An 18,215-nucleotide genomic window follows, 5' to 3' on the forward strand; every position below is an offset into this window, starting at 1 on the left:
TAGCTTACTTATAAGAATAATGGTTTATTTGTAATTGTGATTTATCCTATCACCTTAAACATGCTAATGGCAATACTTAAACTGATAGAAAGAATTATTGTATGGATAGGAAATCTCTATCAATAAAGGAGCAATTTTTCAAATTTCTGAACAGAAGACAGGATTTCATTCCATAATAAAGGAGCTTCAACCCCATATTTTAAATGTGTCAAATGGATGTGCTGCTTTATCTTGATTAAATGCGACACATCCACTTCAACCAGGGTTCCCTGTTCTAACTCTTTTTTAATACATAAATACGGTAAAAATCCAATACAACTCCTGCTAAGAATTAGAGATTTAGCCACCTCCAAATGATCTACCTGAAATTCAATACGTGGCTCTACATGTGACACCTCAAAGATTTTATGAACTTGGTTCCAATCAAATGCGCCGCATTCAAAAAATACTAGCGGCTCAGTTGCCAATTGCTGCGCTGACAGGTCTTTTTGAAATTGATAATGATGGCCTGGATACACAACTAAACGAATCGAATTATCAAGGACCTTATGATTTTGGAGACCACTATGCGTAACATCCTTCATAAATGCGATATCCACCTGTTTCTGAAGCAATTTATCAACTAATGCATCGTTTGGAGCAGAAATAAACTTAAAGCGTAAATCAGGGTTTTCTTTTTTCCATAAAGGAAGAGCATATGGAATAAAGTATTGCGAAGTAATGATATTGGCGCCAATCGTTATTTCTTCGCGATAACTTCCTTTTTTTAACTGTTTTTTTCCCTGTTGATAGGTACGAATAATCTGATCCGCAAATGGAATAAATGCTTTCCCTTTTTCAGTTAATATAATCCCCCTGCCTTGCCGCTCAAATAATACCGAATCGAGTTCATTCTCGAGTGTTTTAATTCTTGCCGTAACCGTTGGTTGTGACAAGAACAGTGCCTCTGCAGCTTTATGAAAACTGTTAAAGTGAACAACATATAAAAATGCTTCAATATGATCAATATTCATCTATCCAACTCCTTATCTCCAATATGAAAGCAGGCTCCTTCGCTTGTCGCTTTATGGAGCAATGAAAGATTTTTCCATTTTATAGAGACTTTATTCGATTTTAATCATATAATTCCAATAAGTAAAGTGTATTTTATTTAGTTGAAAGACCAACAATTCACAATTTAAAAAGTATTGGCGCATACCTTATTGGAGAAAAGTGAATTAAATACCACCCACTTCATTGTGTAAACGGACAATCTGAATCCAGTCTAGTGGCTGTATTGATCACCTTAATGGCTATTTTATTAATAGGAATTGTTATTCCATTTGGGATAGTTATGGAATAACACCAACAAATTTCTACTTTGTATCATGGGATGCATATGCTAAAATCGGGCTGGAACTTTCCAGGTATCTAGGTCTTTGTAGAATTAACTCCTCAGACATTACTTTCATTTGTAAGGTGGATTAAAATCAAGAAAGATGGAACATCCATCATTCGTTAGAGATTCTCGTATCCATCAATTGAACTCAGTAAGCTAGAATAGCTCCGACTTCTCCTTTTATTATAAAACTGACATATTTACGTTATTATTTTTTTCTCCTTATAAAAAAGAAAAGAAGGGTCATCCTAAAGGAGTAATTCAAAATAGGAAATAAGGAGAGAAAATAAATGCCTCAACAACAAATCGATGTCAATCAATTAAATCAAGCAAAAGCAAATGTTACTCTTACACAAACTTTACTTAGTCAAGCAATTGAAAAATCCTCATCGGACCCAACATTGGCACAAGAAGCAATTAAACAAGCTGCTTCGGAAATCGCACAAGCCCAATCATATGTAAGTCAAGTTTACAGTGTAATGCAAACTCAAAAAACGGAGTAAATTAAGAATAGAATGTCACAAAAGCTATATGATAAGAGGCCTATCCCCATAAGTGGATTAGGCCTTTTTAGTTATTCACATAGTTTAGCAAACCTTATAAAAAAGGAGCGCCCCTGTTTTTCTTAAAACCACTATTATAAGGTGGAATGCTTTGAGGAAATTTAAACGTATTAAATGGATCATATGCAGTTTTTACTTCTCGAAGCCGTTTAAAATTTTCTCCATAATACGCTGTTGGCCAATCTTTGATTTGCCGATCAGGCCAATTCACATAGTCACCAGTCGTATACGGTGATAAGGCACTCCTTAATTCTTTGATCCAACGTATGTTTTCCCTTTCTTCTTCAGGATTGTTCCAAGTAGCTAGGTATTCCTGTGCAATAATGGCGTCCCGGTAATAGAAAGCCGTTTTCTTTGGTTCGACCTTGCCTGCTGCTCCTCCAAGAGATTGGTGCCAAATGCCTGAATTTTCATTTGGTGCTTTTTCTAAAAATTGTTTCATCGTCAAGATCGCTTTCTTTGGAAAAGGTTTATTAAGAAAAGATCCTGATCTCTTTCGATGGGCTGATTGGTTTCCACTCGGGTCGTCAAAGAACCGTACAGCTTCAATATATGGAACTTCCTTTATCAATACACTAGTTGGTGAACCGGTTGTCGTTAAAGGCTGAAGAAGTTGCTTTAACCTAGATGACGTACCGACAAATTCACCTTGAGTGATAATTTGATTTACTTCCTTTGACTTAAACTCTATTTCTGATGTTAGTCGGTCATCCGTGTGAGGTGCCCAATTTTGCCATGCATTAAATACTGCTTCGAAATCTTCCCATCCCCATGTAATGGAGAAAACTGAAACCCTAGAAATGGGGTGCACCTTGAATGTAAAGGACGTGACAATGCCAAAGTTTCCGCCTCCCCCGCCGCAGCAAGCCCAAAATAAATCACTATTATGATTCTTGTTTGCTTTAATGAGTTCGGCACCTTTACTCCCACTCGCTCTTACCATTTCTATTTCAATAAGATTGTCACAAGTAAGTCCAAACAACCGCGTTAACATGCCAATTCCCCCGCCGAGCGTAAGGCCGACAAGGCCTACACTGCTTTCGGTACCTGCAGGGATAGTCGTGCCGTATTCCCATAATTTATTATATACCTTCCCTAAATTAGCTCCGGCTTCTATTTTTGCAATCATTTTTTCACGATTGACCTTGATTCTATCCATTTCGCTGACATCAATAATAAGACCGCCATTTACTAATGAAAAATTTTCATAGCTATGTCGGCCGCTCCTCACCCGAAAAGGTATATGATTCTCCCTCGCCCACTTCAATGCATTTTGTACATCCTTTGTATTCTGACAAAATACAATTATCTTTGGGAATTTTGGGAAGCTTAAATTATTATTTATTCTTGCCTGCTCATATTCAGAATCACCAGGTGTAACGATCCGCCCGGTAAGCTTTGTCTTTCCCAAAATATAACCCCCTTTCTCAGATGATATAGAGAAGATGCTATATACTATGAAAATCTTTAGGAGAAGACACATTCTATAGGCAGGCAAGGATTTAAATTAATCTAATTCATACTTTTAACTCAACATCCGTACCTTAAAAAGTAGGATATATAGTTTTTCTATATGATAGAGCACACTTAACTCGCAAGTTTTCATGTTTTACTCGTGAATTTTGCAGTTTTACTCGTGAATTCCACCAATTTAATCGTAACAATTTCAATTAACTTAACAAGTGATGACTGTATGCACTCTACTCGCCCCCCCCTTCTTTGTTGATTCACGCAGCTAAAGTGCGTACGATAGAAATAAACGGAACAAAAGGGAGATGGATTGATGTTGAAAGAAAAGATCATTGCTTGCTTTAGTGGTGGCAAAGATTCCACGTATATGCTTCATAAGATGTTAAAAGAAAACAAATATGAAGTCGTATCTTTGCTTACAACCGTAACAACTGATGATGAAACATCCGGACACATGGTTGATTTTAAATTGATTCAAGCTCAAGCAGAATCCATTGGAATTCCATTATACAAAATTCAATATCCTTTATATAATGGAAAAGGTTTTGAAAAAGGCCTTATTGACGCCATGAATTTTTTTGGCAATCAAGGTATCTCAAAAATTGCATTTGGAGATCTTTTTCTGGAGGATTGTATCGAATACAAAAAGAACTTAGTTGAGTCTAATGGTTATGAACTAATCCTTCCTTTAGCGGGAATCAACACGAAACAGTTAGTCCAGGAGTTTATTGATTTAGGGTATAAAGCGAAAATTGTCAGCATTCGTTTAGATAAGCTCGATCCTTCTTTTTTAGGAAGAGATTTGGACCAAAAATTTATTGAAGATTTACCAGATGATGTAGATCCATGTGGTGAGTTTGGTGAATATCACTCATTCGTATATAACGGAGACATTTTCTCTAATCCGATACAACTAGACTTGGAAGATGAAATGTTTGTACTTCCTGCCAATCAATTTTTCAGCGAGGTTGGCTATAAACGTGTGGTAAAAGTGTAAATTCTTCATTACTATTGTCAGGTATCTTAAGGACAAAAACCCAAAAGGATGCCTGACACCTTTTTTTATGATCTCAATTCAGCTTTTACATTAATTGCGGATTTAATCTTATCAAGATACAAACTGAGTAAATCCCCATTTTCCATTATAATTACGATGAAGATTTTGTATAGCTCACTATTAACTGATTATGGATTGGTTTTATATCTGGCAAAATACGCTATTTTTTTTAACTATAAAATTTTCCATGCCCATTAATGGGAATACCCTTCCAATCGCCAGCACACAAAAAAAACATGGTCATAAAGTAACCATGTTTTCATTCTACTCATATAGCGGTGTCTACACTAAAAGTTATTTATTGAAAAATTCTTTGTTAATTTTTTCAGCCTCAGCCATGTATTCTGTTTTAATCCCGCTTTTAACTCCCCACCAATAGAAGCCAAGTGCTAGACATGCGATGACCACCATATCCCAGCCAAATGTAAGAATATTTTTTCCGCCGAACTTCTCACTACCAATATAAGAAATCAAAATCATACAACCTAAGTAAAGAAGCATCCAAACACCTGATAAAAATTGTTTTTTGAATCCATTCCATTTATTTTTCGCTTGATAATAAAAGTAAATAGGAAGTCCAATGGCAATGATGAAAACCACTTCTCCTGTTAATGGCCAACGCGCCCAATATAAAGTAAGCGATGCAAAAACAAATCCACATGGTGCAATAATAGAAGCACCTTTTAAGTAAAATGGACGATTAAAATGAGAAGCTGTACGTCTTAATGTTGCCAATGCAACTGGCCCCATGATATACGAAATAAGTGTAGCAACTGAAATCACTTCAGCAAGTACGCCCCATCCGCGGAATAAAAATAAAAAGATAAAACATACTCCTAAGTTTAATAACATCGCTGGACGAGGAACACCATAAAGTGGATGTAATGTACCAAAGATATTCGGTAAGTACCCATTTTTCTGCATTCCATAAAGCATACGCGAAGTTGTCGCTGTATAAGTAGCACCTGTACCAGACGGTGATACAAATGCATCTACATACAATACAATCGCTAACCAGTTAAGACTAAGAGCAATTGCCAAATCAGCAAAAGGTGAATTGAAATTCAGATGACTCCATCCGTTCACGATCATAGACGGATCAACTGCACCGATAAACACAACTTGTAATATAACGTATATAAAACCTGCAATTAGAATAGACCCAATAACAGCAATAGGTATAGACTTATTCGGAGACTTAGCTTCTCCTGCCATATTAACGGGACTTTGAAATCCATTAAACGCAAACACGATACCAGAAGTAGCTACTGCTGTTAAAACGCTTGCCCAACCATATGGTGCGATCCCTTGAGAACTTGTAAAGTTTTCACCATGAAATCCAGCAAAAAATAACGATCCTGCCATTACACCTGGAACAATTAATTTAAAAATAGTAATAAATGAATTTGCCTTAGCAAAAAGGTTAACTGTCCAATAGTTGACGAAGAAATAGAACAATAGTAGTAAAGAAGCTATGAATAATCCTTTGATCGTTAAGATATTGTTATCAACTAAAGAATGAGTCCATCTGGCCCATTCCCAAGGCCACGTACTCATATATTGTACTGAAGCAATGGCCTCAACGGTAATAGTCGAAGCGATAGATATCCAGTTTGCCCACGCAGCTAAAAATCCAATAAAAGAGCCATGCGAGTATTGAGGATACTTAACCATTCCTCCAGCTTCAGGAAACATTGCCCCAAGCTCTGCGTAAGATAATGCGATAAATAAAATTACAACCATACCGATAATCCAAGAAAAAATAGCTGCTGGTCCTGCAATCTGGGCAGCTTTCCACGCTCCGAACAACCAACCTGAGCCGATAATAGAACCAATACCTGTCATAGTTAAAGCAAAAGTCCCCATCTTTCTATGCATATTACTCATCCCTACCTACACCTCTTCCTAGGAAAATAAAAAACACTTGATCTAAAAAAATCAAGTGTTTGCCCAGGCGCGCGGCTTATACTCTATATGCTCCCCCATGGTACTCCATGTTGCGCCAGTTACATATAGAAAAATAGTTTTTTTTTAGTATATAGGATTATATTTAATTTCACAATACTTGAAAAACATTTATATTTTATAAATAATCCCATTGTTTTTTTCGGAATTCACTATTAATATTCTTTTTAATTTGAAAAAATTAGGTGGATTAAGCTCCAAAAAACAAACATTCGATTTCTAGAACTATATCCTTCAACAATATAATCATTTCCCTTTAACATTATACTTAAAAATCTTTAATAGCTTATATGTGCAAAATAAACCGTTCCAAATTAATGGGTTTCCCGATTTTCTTTATTCCTTTTAAGGTTCGGGTTTATTGCAATAATATCAAAGCAACTTTGTTCGAAATAACCGATTTGCTAGAATCAACCATAACGGTGGGGAGGTTCCATGACCACAATGGGATATAAATCCCCCATATTTCTAAAATACCTTATCGGTTTTCAATTTCACTGGATTATTCCCCCTTTACTCCCAGTGTTCTTTTCTTCCGCAAAAAAAGTCATGCACAAGTTGGGGAAAAAGCCTGAGGGATGAAGACCTCTCTTTGCTTTGTCCACAATTTATGCACAACTTTAATTAGTATCTATTATATTTAAACTAACAGTGAAACACACTCAGCATAGCTAGAATGATGAACGTAGATTAATAGTATTTTAATGTTTCCTTGAACAAGATGATGTCCCTAAATCCTTACTTGCTTCTTAGCTGGAAATATCATCATCGGTCTTAGCCTCTAATGGTACTCGCTTCTCCATTTTTAAAATGTAATAACTTGCTACGACTATAGCTAGGAAAACGACCCCAACAATCAGGGAAATACGAGTACTAGGGTTAATCCACATACCAACCAGCACCATCAGTAAAAATGCAATTGTTGCATAGTTGCTGTAAGGGGCAAAAGGCATTTTGAACGGGTGGTTTTCCATTTCCGCAGCTCTTACCTTTCTGAATTTAAGCTCACTAATAAGTAAGACAAACCATGGAATCATTCCAGGTAGAACACTAGCACTGTAAACATAAAGGAATAGTTGTGGCGGTGCAAGGTAGTTCAAGACAACACCAATTGCTAAACCTAAAAGGACAGCAATCGTACAATAAGCTGGCACTCCATTTTTAGATACTTTCGCAAAGATTTTAGGAGCTTGACCGTTCATTGCTAGAGTGTAAAGCATACGACCTGCACTGAAAATCCCACTATTACATCCAGACATCGCCGCTGTGATTACGACAAAGTTAATAATACCTGCTGCTGCAGTAATACCTATTTTAGCAAAGGTTGAAACAAACGGACTACCGATGTCATCTAGTTGGTTCCAAGGAAAGACTGTCACGATGACAAAAATAGCGCCAATATAGAATATTAAAATACGCCAAATGATGCTTTGGATAGCTTTTGTTACAGTCTTCGTTGGATTTTTCGCTTCACCCGCAGTGATACCGATAAGTTCAACGCCCTGATAGGATGCTACAACAAGGGAAAGCGCAAAGAAGAACCCTGTCCAGCCCCCGGTGAAGAAGCCGCCATTTGCCCAAAGATTTGATAATCCAATTGCATCACCGCCATTTCCAAATCCGAAAAAGATAAGACCTAGTCCAGCAATAATCATCAGTACAATCGTTATAATTTTAATAAGCGCAAACCAAAATTCAAATTCCCCGAAAGATTTTACAGAAATGAGGTTTGCAGCCCCTAGGATAACCATGGCAATCACACCTGGTATCCATGCGGGTAAATCTGGGAACCAATACTTCATATACATTCCAACGGCAATTATCTCGGACATTCCGACGATTACCCACTGAAACCAATTACTCCATGCAGTCATATAACCTGCTAAAGGATGAATATAGTTACTCGCAAATGTTGCAAACGAACCCGTAGTAGGCTCTAAATAAAGCATTTCTCCCATAGAACGCATGATGAAAAATATAAAAAGACCAGCGATAGCATAAGCTAGCATTACAGATGGTCCAGTCCATTTAATCGTACTTGCTGATCCCATAAATAACCCAACACCAATGGTACCGCCCAAAGCGATCATCTGAATATGACGTGCCTCTAGCCCTCTCTTTAATTCTTTGTTTGACATGATTAATTCCTCCAGATGTAATATTAGCGACTATACTTCGTACAAGGTTATTAAAGTTTTTTTCTAGCCCCTAATTAACTCTCAATTTAGATCAAAACAACTGTTGATTCATTTTCCATACTTAGATTAGATTTAAAAAGTTCCAATTCTTTTTCATATCGCATAATTTATAATCTTATCTTATAATAATAAATATTCTGTAAAAAAACAAATGTATTTCTAGAGGAAACACTAACCAGTATAAAAAATTCAATCACTAAAAGTGATATTAGATATATTAGTATTTTAAGAAATCAATAAAATAACATGACCCTAATAAGATAAAGTAGGGAATTTAACACAACCAAAGGAAACCCAGTCTTTAAAGACTGAGCTCAGTTCAAATGGCCTTGTTCTAGAGCAAGGTGAGGGAGTTATCATAGAAAAAAGTCAAACTTTAGTTGAAATTATATTGACTTTCGAGAAATTCAATTCGTTCATATAACTCTTTGTTTACAAGTGTAGGCACTCCGTATTTCTCACCTAATTTTAATACCGTACCTGCAAATAACTCAACCTCACTGTAACGTCGAGCTTCGATATCTTGAGCCATGGATGGCTTTCCTTCTGGGCTTAATGTATCCAATACACTTAACCAATAATCCAGATCTCTTTCCGTTAAATGAATTCCTTCTTTCTCTGACAGAACGATAACCTCTCTCATGGCAGAAATCATCATTTCTCTTGCATGACCCTTTCGTTGAATTTCACCATAATTACTTTTATAGACAGCAACAGTTTGATTAACACCAACATTCAGCATAAATTTCCCCCATTGCCGCTTATACATATCCGTATCTATCTCATATGGGACCTTCATTTTTTCAAAAAAATCTGCCACCTGCTGAACCTTTTCTGAAACCAATCCAGGTTCCCGTTCACCAAGGCAGAGTATGCCCATATGGTCGTATGTCAACTTATTTTCTTCTTTAACAGCATCCATACCTTGCGCAACACAATATAAGACTTTATCCTTTCCATACGCCTCACCAATAATCGCTTCACTTGTGATCCCATTCAAAGCAGAAATAATAATCGTCTGTTTTCCAATTTGATTCTTCACCGCTTCAATAGCATCTTCCAATCCACTAAATTTAACAGTAAAAATCATCAAATCTGCAGGCTCGCATATTTCTTCAGGCGTTACATAATGAAAGTCACAAAGCTCACCATTGCAATAAACCCCATCCTGGACATATCTCTTTATTCTAGCTGTATCCGCAATAATCCTCACATTCTTCTTCGGCATTTCCTTTGATAAATGATGTCCATATAAAATGCCCAGTGCTCCTAATCCAACAATTGATACTGTCTTTATCGCCATAGCATCTCTAATTCCCTTCACCTTTTTACCTAAATATTATCACACTATTCGGAAAACGGTCGCGATTAAAATGCCAGTTCTATGGTATGAATTGTTTAGAAAAAAACCACCTAGAAAAGCTACAATATTGTGAAATACCAATAATGACACGAGGGGTTTGTAACATCCCTTACAGCTTCCTTTTGGTTCATATATATCACCAAAAGGAAAATTAAGGCTTAAACGAAGTCTACTTTTCTGAGGAACGATAACCACAAAATTTGTTGTTGTTTTTTGTATTGATTTTAAAGTGTACCCGTTAACTATCAGCTACAGTCATTATGGCTTTTCCAATCACTATTTTTAAAGAGTTGATATATACCAACTACATTACCCGCTAACTTTCCAATTTTCATATTGACCTATAGAATAAACAATGATAGAATTCCAATATTATATTGACGTTATTTAAGTATAATGACAAATGACCGAAGGAAGATTCAATTCTTCTACAAACGGACATTTATTACAACCGCATACTAGCAAGCGTTGAATGCTATGGATCACACTATAGCAGGAGCAGCTTCTGGAGAGACTGTACATAGTACAGCGCCGAAGGATTCACAATCTCAGGCAAAAGGACAGAAGAGTAACGAATGATGAATTGTTATTCTTAAACCTGACGAGATTGGTAGTATCCAATCTCTTTTTTTATTGTCCAAAATCCAAGATATTGCCATTCAATGGCATAAGCGAGGTGAAAACAACGAGCTACACGGAATGTGGAATAACGCTCCACACGACTAAGATCATATACAACGGGAGATGCTCAAATTGGCTAAACAGGAATTGAAAAGAGATTTAAAAAATCGCCATATACAATTAATTGCAATAGGAGGAACCATTGGCACCGGTTTATTTCTTGGATCCGGTAAAGCCATCCAATTAGCAGGCCCATCCATTATCTTTTCCTATCTTATTATAGGGATTGCCTTATTTTTTGTTATGAGGGCTTTAGGGGAATTACTTTTATCCAACGCCGGTTATACGTCATTCACCGAATTCGCTACCGAATATATCGGGCCGTGGGCTGGATTCGTAACCGGATGGACCTATTGGTTCTGTTGGATCATGACAGCCATGGCCGATATCATTGCGGTTGGTGTCTATATGCAATATTGGTTCGATATCCCTCAATGGATACCAGCTCTTGCATGCCTAGTCATTCTGTTAGGATTGAATCTATTGACGGTTAAATTGTTTGGAGAACTTGAATTCTGGTTCGCGCTCATTAAAGTCATCACGATTATTGCCTTGATTATTGTAGGCATCATCCTGTTAGTCATTGGCTTTAAAACCAATACAGGAACCGTTTCACTCACCAACCTTTGGAGCCACGGAGGCATGTTTCCGAACGGCGTATCCGGCTTCCTGCTATCTTTACAATTGGTTGTCTTCTCCTTTGTAGGGGTCGAATTAATTGGTGTTTCTGCAGCAGAAACAGCTAACCCGAAAAAAAATATACCATCAGCCATCAATAAAATCCCAGTCCGAATTTTACTTTTCTATGTAGGTGCCATACTCGTCATTCTATGCGTCAATCCTTGGACACAGCTGGATGCATCAAGCAGTCCATTCGTAGAAGTCTTTACACTAATCGGCATTCCAATCGCTGCAGGGATTATCAATTTTGTTGTCCTGACATCCGCTGCATCTGCCGGCAACAGCGGTTTATTTTCAACAAGCCGTATGCTTTATACATTAAGCAATAATAACGATGCTCCTGCAAAATTAGCAAAATTAAATAAACATGCTGTTCCAAGTAATGCCTTGGTTACATCGGCAATCGTCGTCTCCCTAGGGGCATTGCTAAGCAAAATGATACCTGAACAGGCCTTTACAATAGTAACTACAATCAGTGCCATCTGTTTTATTTGGGTTTGGAGCATCATCTTGATTTCACATATCAAATATACGAAAAAACGTCCGGACTTGAGAGCCCACTCTACATTCAAAGCTCCTTTTACACCCTTTATCAATTACGTTATTTTAGGATTATTTCTGTTCATCCTAATCGTTATGCTATTCGCTGAAGCTACACGACTTTCACTGTTAATGACGCCAATCTGGTTCATTCTTCTACTCGTACTCTATAATTATCAGAAAAAAAAGTAGCTATTTTTCATGGTCGCAGGAATTAAAAGGAAGGGACACTCCCTTCCTTTTTTTCAATTTATTTTGCTAACACAGAGAAGTGCTACTAAAATATATACTGCAGCCACAGTAAATTTTATAATAAAATAGTGTAAGGTACTGTAAGTCGATATGAATGACTTTTCACTTAGAATGGAGGGGTTGGATTAATGAAGATTATATATATACTTACTCTAGTTCCTTTTATAGGCATATTAGGATTTCTTCCGTTTGTTAACAGAATAGAACCTTATGTATTAGGGATGCCTTTTAATATGTTTTGGATGGCTATGTGGGTGGTCCTTACATCCGTTATTTTGGGCATCATGTATAAGTTGGACCCCAGAAATCGGGAAGGTGACCAGGAATGAATATTTCCCTCTTAATTATTTTAGGATTTTTACTTTTATCAATCTTTTTAGGTATTCGATCTTCAAAAGGAAAAGACATGAATTTGGAACAATGGACGGTTGGAGGCCGTGGTTTTGGTGCTATATTCGTCTTTCTATTGATGGCTGGAGAAATTTATACGACGTTTTCCTTCCTTGGCGGCAGCGGCTGGGCTTATGGTAAGGGTGCACCCGCTTTATACGTCCTTATTTACATTACTTTGTCTTATGTATTGTCATATTGGCTTCTTCCGGAAATATGGAAATATGCCAAAGAAAATAGTCTAATGTCTCAATCTGATTTCTTTGTAAGCAAGTATAAGAGCCCAAGCTTAGGAATTCTGGCAGCACTTGTCGGTGTGGTATCTATGATTCCAGTGATTGTCGTGCAACTTAAAGGATTAGGGATTATTGTTTCAGAAGCATCTTATGGAGCAATTTCAATGTCTACCGCGGTCTGGATGGGAGCAATCAGCCTTACCATTTATGTTATGATTTCTGGAATACACGGCTCAGTTTGGACAGCAGTCATTAAAGATATCATGATGATCGTGATTATAGGATTCTTAGGAATTTATCTTCCTATTCATTACTTTGGTGGTTTTCAACCGATGTTTGAGGCCGTAAATGCAGCCAAGCCTGGTTTTCTAAAGCTTCCTGAACAGGGGCTTAGTGTTTCATGGTTTATCTCCACGGTAATATTGCTTGTATTTGGTTTTTACATGTGGCCCCAAGTTTTCAGCGCTGTCTATTCGGCGCGCAGCGGGAAAGTATTTCGTAAAAATGCTATAATCAGTCCGTTATATACGCTCATGTTGTTATTTGTCTTTTTTGTAGGATTTACTGCTATATTGAAAGTGCCTGGACTCGTTGGGGCAGATGCAGACCTCTCGTTGCTGCGCCTTTCTATTGAGACCTTTGATCCATGGTTTATAGGCATAATCGGCGGAGCTGGAGTGCTGACCGCATTAGTACCAGGATCCATGCTTTTAATGAGTGTGGCTACACTGCTCGCGAAAAACGTCTATAAGGAATTTGCACCTACAGTATCCGATCGGAACGTTGTAAGATTAGCAAAGTTCCTCGTTCCTGTTATTGCATTAATTGCAGTCTACTTTACCTTAAACGGCGGCGAAACGATGTCAGCATTAATTCTCATGGGATACAGTCTTATCACACAGTTATTTCCGTCTCTTCTCTTTAGCCTGAAAAAGACTAATACCATCAACAAATATGGAGCGATCGCCGGGATCATCTGCGGATTGGCCATCGTAACCTACATTACGCTTAGTCATTCAACCATAGGTACCATGTTTCCATCCTTACCACAGGCAGCGAAGGATTTGAATGTTGGAATCATTGCCTTGGCGGTCAATTTCTTTGTTATGATTACTGTAAGTCTCGCTTTCAGAAAGCTCTCGGTTCAGGTAGATCCCGCAAAATAATCTAAATCTGTTAAAGATATATGAAGTACTTCTTTGACGGTGGTTTTTTGGGGATTAAAAGTGCACCGTAAATTATACAATCGAAAGGCTCAGTCAAATGACTGAGCCTTTCGATTGTTATGTATCTCATACCCCATAAAGGATACACACTTCTTTTTTCGGCGTTTTTCTCCCTTAAACCGTCTATTTTTCTCTTAATACACGTGTAATGAAAGACAGAAGAGCCTTGGCACTCAGCAGATAAAATGTTTTTCAAAAGATCATACTGATGAAAAGTACAAGATATAATTTACGGTTCAGTCAGCTGTACACTTTTTTCAGATTCAAGAAATCAAAATCCCTGAAAGAAAAACTCCAGGAATTCGTGTAAGTATACGTTGAACTACCCACCACTTATCGACCTTACGGTCTGATTGAAGTGGGGGATTCCTAAGAACATTAGCCTATCGACCAATTTTTAATTAGGCTACTCCCGTAGTTCCTACGGTTAGAAGCCTTATGGCTTCATTCATTAGATTGAGTCCTGCGTTAATATCTCGATCGTGGTGAGTAGTACAAAAAGGACAATCCCATTCACGAAGGTTCAGATGTTTAACGTCTTTATTTTGGTAACCGCAGCTAGAACACAATTGGCTAGAAGCAAACGTTTTAGATACGGTCACGATTTGTTTACCATACCATTTTGCTTTGTATTCCAACATTTTTTTGAATTGGTACCAAGATACTTCACTAATAGCTTTAGCTAGTTTGTGATTTTTCATCATATTCGACACTTGCAAGTCTTCCATTCCAATAACATCGTGGTTTTTGATGATTTCGGTAGAAACTTTATGTAAGTAATCCATTCGGGCATTTGAAATTTTTTCGTGTAGGATAGCCACTTTTCGTTTTTGTTTTTGATAGTTTTTGGCTTCAGCCAATGGTTTATTTTGATTCAAGGCTATTTCTTGTCGCCTTGAAAGAATCCGTTGTGCTTTGGCCAATTTCTTTTCGACCGTCCGGAAGAATTTTGGGTTTTGATAGACCGTACCATCTGAAAGAATAGCAAAATTCTTCAAACCAACATCTACACCGCACGAACGATTCGTTTTAGAAAGTACTTGTACATTGGTTTCCGCTAAAATGGAAATGAAATATTTACCCGAAGGGTTCCGCCTGATTGTGGCATTGATGATTCGCCCTTCGACTTCGGGCTTTTAGAAAAACGAACTAGACCGAGTTTTGGCAATTTGATTTTGTTTCCAACAATTCCAATATTCCCATTCGTATGTTTAGTCGTATAGGACTGGATAGGATTCTTTTTCGATTTGAAGCGTGGTGACTTGTTTTGCTTTTTATAATATCGACTATAGGAATCTGCTGAATTTTCCACCGATTTCTGTAAGGCAATACTGTCTACTTCTTTCAGGAAAGAATACTCTTTCTTTAAAGCTGGAAGTTCTTTGATTGTTGCGTATTTATTCAGAAAAGAACCTTTCCATTCATTAGAGGGTAATTGGCCGTTCTGCTTCATTTCTTCACAAATATACCAGCAGACATCTTTCTCCTTTTGTTTGCCTAAAAAGAAGTTATAGACAAAACGGGAGCAGCCGATCGTTTTATTGATTAGAACTAGTTGTTCTTTAGTTGGATAGATTCGAAATTTATAAGCTTTGTTTACGACCATTGGTATCACCCCCTTATAGTTATTATTAAACATCGAACGTTTGTTTGCCAAAAGATTACTTTGGCTTATGCCAACCGCCATTCATCTCGCCCTTCACACGCTTGAAGAGGGAGTCTTCTGGCGGGAAATGATAAAAAGATTCTTTTATTCATGCCTATGTTTAACGATACTGATAATAATTCATCAAATGCTAACAACTCTTTTGTACCATATTCCCAAATCCATAGAGACCATAATTATTTTTCTAATTGACTTGCGTGATTTGGACTGTAAAGCATTTGAACACGAACACAGTCTATTGGTGTATTTATAGGTATCTCTATGAAATATTTTAGCTGCCATATCTGAGTTTTTTGTGCCTGACGGCTAGTAGGCTTGTCCCAAGGTGGGTAAACGCGTATTGCTCGTTTACCACCTTTACCTTTATTAGATACTATATTCTGATCAAATAAAACCGCTTTTGGAAATACAAACTGACCAAAGTTATTACCTTTGCGAGTACTAATAACAAACAAATCAACTGGATCTGATATGTCATATGGTTGAATCGCTCCATCCCCAATTCTCTCCCACAAAGTCACAAATTGTCCAACCTTTGTAGGTGTAATTTTAGCCACACGAAATCTAATGGAAAGGGTATTCAACTTGAATATATAGGCTCCATATTCAGCGTTTTGTGCTTCTATTAGTGGTTGTGAGAACTCAAACCTGCACGGGCTATAAACAAGTTCCTTTGTTGCAAGAAGGTCACTATGAATTGTGTCAGAGGAAGCCCCGGAATTTTGAACGCTGAGATCTGATTCTAATAAGTCTTGATTTTTCTCATCCATCTGTTCTAATCCTCCATTTTAAAGCTTTCTAGTCAATTTACTATATTCTCTTATAAAGCCATTCGATACACCTCACTCTCGTTCTGTCCCCTCATTTTAGAACATTCGTTCGCTATATTCAATTATCAACAGCATTATTTATCAGAGCCCTAGCCCTGTAAATAGTTAGATGACATTTAAATAAAATGGAATGAACCTAAAAAAAACCCAGGCAACTTCCTCCCGGGTCTTTAATCATTATGCTGACTTTTCCACTTGTTCTGCTTACGGGATTTTCCAAAGCTGCAACCTCAATATTCCACTAAAGCTTTCCTTCTATCATTCAAAGCTTTAACAATTTCCTTATATTCCTGCACCTGTTGTTCTAGTTTTTGTTTTCTATTCACAATCATCCTCGAAACTTCTTTCGGACTAGGTCCACCTTGAATGCTTCTAATCTCCACAAAATATTCGGGAGAGATGATTTTTTTCCATTCGTCTTCTGCTATATTCACTGAAACGAATTCATTAATAATCTTATTAATGTCTTGTGTGTCCCAGTCATATAACTCTTTCCCTTCACTTATCGACCGTTTTGCAATATGACTAGCTATGGAATGAGCTTTCCTAAATGATATCTCGTAATCTCTTGATAGAGTATCTGCTAATTCAGTAACCGTGATACTTGATTTTGCGGCCATCTTTTTTGTATGTTCTTCATTTACTTTCAAGGTTGATATGACTGCATACATTAGTTTCATGACACGGCCTGCATTCGAAAATGCTCGATATAAATGCGGCTGTAAATCATCTTCCGTATCGACGATATCACCAAATGGAGTATTGTGGATCATATTCATTGCAGCAAGCGCATCACCATACGCACTGCTGGCAATCGATCGGGAATGTTCAATTGATACTGGATTTCTTTTTTGCGGCATGATACTGCTTACTTGAACATAAGGATCTGCCACATAAAATGTACCAAACTCTCTTGTCACATGCTGCAAAAAATCTTGAATCCATCTTCCAGTATTGACCATGCACGTCATAATTGCAGTTGCAGTTTCTAATAAATAATCGGCCCCGCCAATCGAGTCATAGGAATTTTCAACAACCGCCTCAAATCCAAGCAGTTCAGCGGTACGATTCCTGCTGATTGGAAAACCAGTTGTGGTTAATGCGGCCGCTCCCAGAGGAGATAGGTTCACCGTTTCATAGGCTGCCCATAACCTTCCAATATCTCTTTGAAGAACATCATAAATGGCTAGAAAGTAGTGGCCTAATGTAGTCGGCTGAGCTGGCTGAGTATGCGTGTAACCCGTAATATAGGTTTCTATATGCTTTTCAGCTTGCACCAAGAATGACTCACTCAATTGGTCTGCATAGCCAATTAATTGAAGAAGATGGCCCCTCAAAACAAGCCGATACATTGCAACTCCCATATCATTACGACTGCGACCGATATGAATCTTTCCTGCAAGCTCATGACCGATTTCTTCGCCAATCTTTGCCTCCATCATGAAAAATAAGTCTTCGAATTGGGGTTGATAGGTCAGGAGGGTGAGATCTGTTTGAGCCACTTTCCGAATCCCATCCAGCATAATTTTTGCTTCTTCTTCTTTAATAATCTTTTGTTCTGAAAGCATGATCACATGTGCTCGATGAATATCGAACATCACATGAAATAAGTAATCTCTTTGATCATTAAAAACTGGCATTAGAAGCTCTTCTACATATGTTTTTCCTGGAAAAACACTACCTTCATTTTTGATAAATTCATCCAGCTTACTCATCTTT

12 protein-coding genes, 1 pseudogene and 2 riboswitches are annotated in these 18,215 nt (G+C 37.4%); of the genes and pseudogenes, 5 read left to right on the forward strand and 8 right to left on the reverse strand.

Annotated elements, in window-relative coordinates:
* Positions 1-119: 119 nt before the first annotated feature.
* Entirely contained in the window at positions 120-1,013 is an 894-nt protein-coding gene (locus tag JFV29_RS10170; RefSeq protein WP_201182984.1) for a LysR family transcriptional regulator, read from the reverse strand.
* A gap of 655 nt (positions 1,014-1,668) precedes the next feature.
* Between JFV29_RS10170 and JFV29_RS10175 the strand changes: the two genes are divergently transcribed.
* Positions 1,669-1,881: a hypothetical protein gene (locus JFV29_RS10175; protein ID WP_053344397.1), complete on the forward strand. Its 213-nt coding sequence runs from the start codon at positions 1,669-1,671 to the stop codon at positions 1,879-1,881.
* A 94-nt stretch (positions 1,882-1,975) separates the two neighbouring features.
* On the opposite strand, the gene JFV29_RS10180 is transcribed toward JFV29_RS10175, so the two are convergent.
* Positions 1,976-3,352: an FAD-binding oxidoreductase gene (locus tag JFV29_RS10180; RefSeq protein WP_201182986.1), complete on the reverse strand. Its 1,377-nt coding sequence runs from the start codon at positions 3,350-3,352 to the stop codon at positions 1,976-1,978.
* Positions 3,353-3,724: 372 nt separating this feature from the next.
* Between JFV29_RS10180 and JFV29_RS10185 the strand changes: the two genes are divergently transcribed.
* Entirely contained in the window at positions 3,725-4,408 is a 684-nt protein-coding gene (locus JFV29_RS10185) for an adenine nucleotide alpha hydrolase (protein ID WP_201182988.1), read from the forward strand.
* A 354-nt stretch (positions 4,409-4,762) separates the two neighbouring features.
* On the opposite strand, the gene JFV29_RS10190 is transcribed toward JFV29_RS10185, so the two are convergent.
* From JFV29_RS10190 to JFV29_RS10200, 3 genes are all read right to left on the reverse strand, one after another.
* Positions 4,763-6,355, reverse strand: coding sequence for an APC family permease (locus tag JFV29_RS10190; RefSeq protein WP_056522429.1), 1,593 nt, complete (start codon positions 6,353-6,355; stop codon positions 4,763-4,765).
* A 54-nt stretch (positions 6,356-6,409) separates the two neighbouring features.
* Positions 6,410-6,488: riboswitch (ZMP/ZTP riboswitch) on the reverse strand.
* Positions 6,489-7,182: 694 nt separating this feature from the next.
* The gene (locus JFV29_RS10195; protein WP_116821393.1) at positions 7,183-8,571 is read right to left on the reverse strand and encodes an amino acid permease; all 1,389 of its coding nucleotides are present in this window, start codon (positions 8,569-8,571) and stop codon (positions 7,183-7,185) included.
* A 436-nt stretch (positions 8,572-9,007) separates the two neighbouring features.
* Positions 9,008-9,934 carry a ketopantoate reductase family protein gene (locus JFV29_RS10200; protein ID WP_201182990.1) on the reverse strand — a complete coding sequence of 309 codons (927 nt, stop codon included), beginning with the start codon at positions 9,932-9,934 and terminating at the stop codon, positions 9,008-9,010.
* Between the two features lie 555 nt (positions 9,935-10,489).
* Positions 10,490-10,568, forward strand: a riboswitch (glycine riboswitch).
* Between the two features lie 179 nt (positions 10,569-10,747).
* Between JFV29_RS10200 and JFV29_RS10205 the strand changes: the two genes are divergently transcribed.
* The 3 genes from JFV29_RS10205 to JFV29_RS10215 all read left to right on the forward strand — a co-directional run bounded on the left by JFV29_RS10205 (position 10,748) and on the right by JFV29_RS10215 (position 13,940).
* Positions 10,748-12,088: an amino acid permease gene (locus JFV29_RS10205; RefSeq protein WP_201182992.1), complete on the forward strand. Its 1,341-nt coding sequence runs from the start codon at positions 10,748-10,750 to the stop codon at positions 12,086-12,088.
* A 188-nt stretch (positions 12,089-12,276) separates the two neighbouring features.
* Positions 12,277-12,477 (forward strand): DUF3311 domain-containing protein, encoded by a 201-nt coding sequence (locus JFV29_RS10210; RefSeq protein WP_053344391.1) that lies wholly within the window; start codon positions 12,277-12,279, stop codon positions 12,475-12,477.
* Positions 12,474-13,940 (forward strand): sodium:solute symporter family protein, encoded by a 1,467-nt coding sequence (locus JFV29_RS10215; protein ID WP_201182993.1) that lies wholly within the window; start codon positions 12,474-12,476, stop codon positions 13,938-13,940. Before JFV29_RS10210 ends, JFV29_RS10215 begins: the two co-directional genes overlap by 4 nt.
* Positions 13,941-14,401: 461 nt before the next feature.
* Here JFV29_RS10215 and tnpB read toward each other — a convergent pair.
* The 3 genes and pseudogenes from tnpB to argH all read right to left on the reverse strand — a co-directional run bounded on the left by tnpB (position 14,402) and on the right by argH (position 18,211).
* Positions 14,402-15,606 (reverse strand): annotated as a pseudogene (gene tnpB, locus JFV29_RS10220) (IS200/IS605 family element RNA-guided endonuclease TnpB).
* Positions 15,607-15,842: 236 nt separating this feature from the next.
* A complete protein-coding gene (locus JFV29_RS10225; RefSeq protein WP_201182995.1) occupies positions 15,843-16,436 on the reverse strand; it encodes a MepB family protein in 594 nt (197 codons plus the stop codon).
* A 290-nt stretch (positions 16,437-16,726) separates the two neighbouring features.
* Entirely contained in the window at positions 16,727-18,211 is a 1,485-nt protein-coding gene (gene argH / locus JFV29_RS10230) for an argininosuccinate lyase (protein ID WP_201182997.1), read from the reverse strand.
* Positions 18,212-18,215 lie beyond the last annotated feature (4 nt).

It is taken from the genome of Peribacillus sp. TH16, assembly GCF_016651095.1.
Taxonomy (GTDB): Bacteria; Bacillota; Bacilli; order Bacillales; family DSM-1321; genus Peribacillus; species Peribacillus butanolivorans.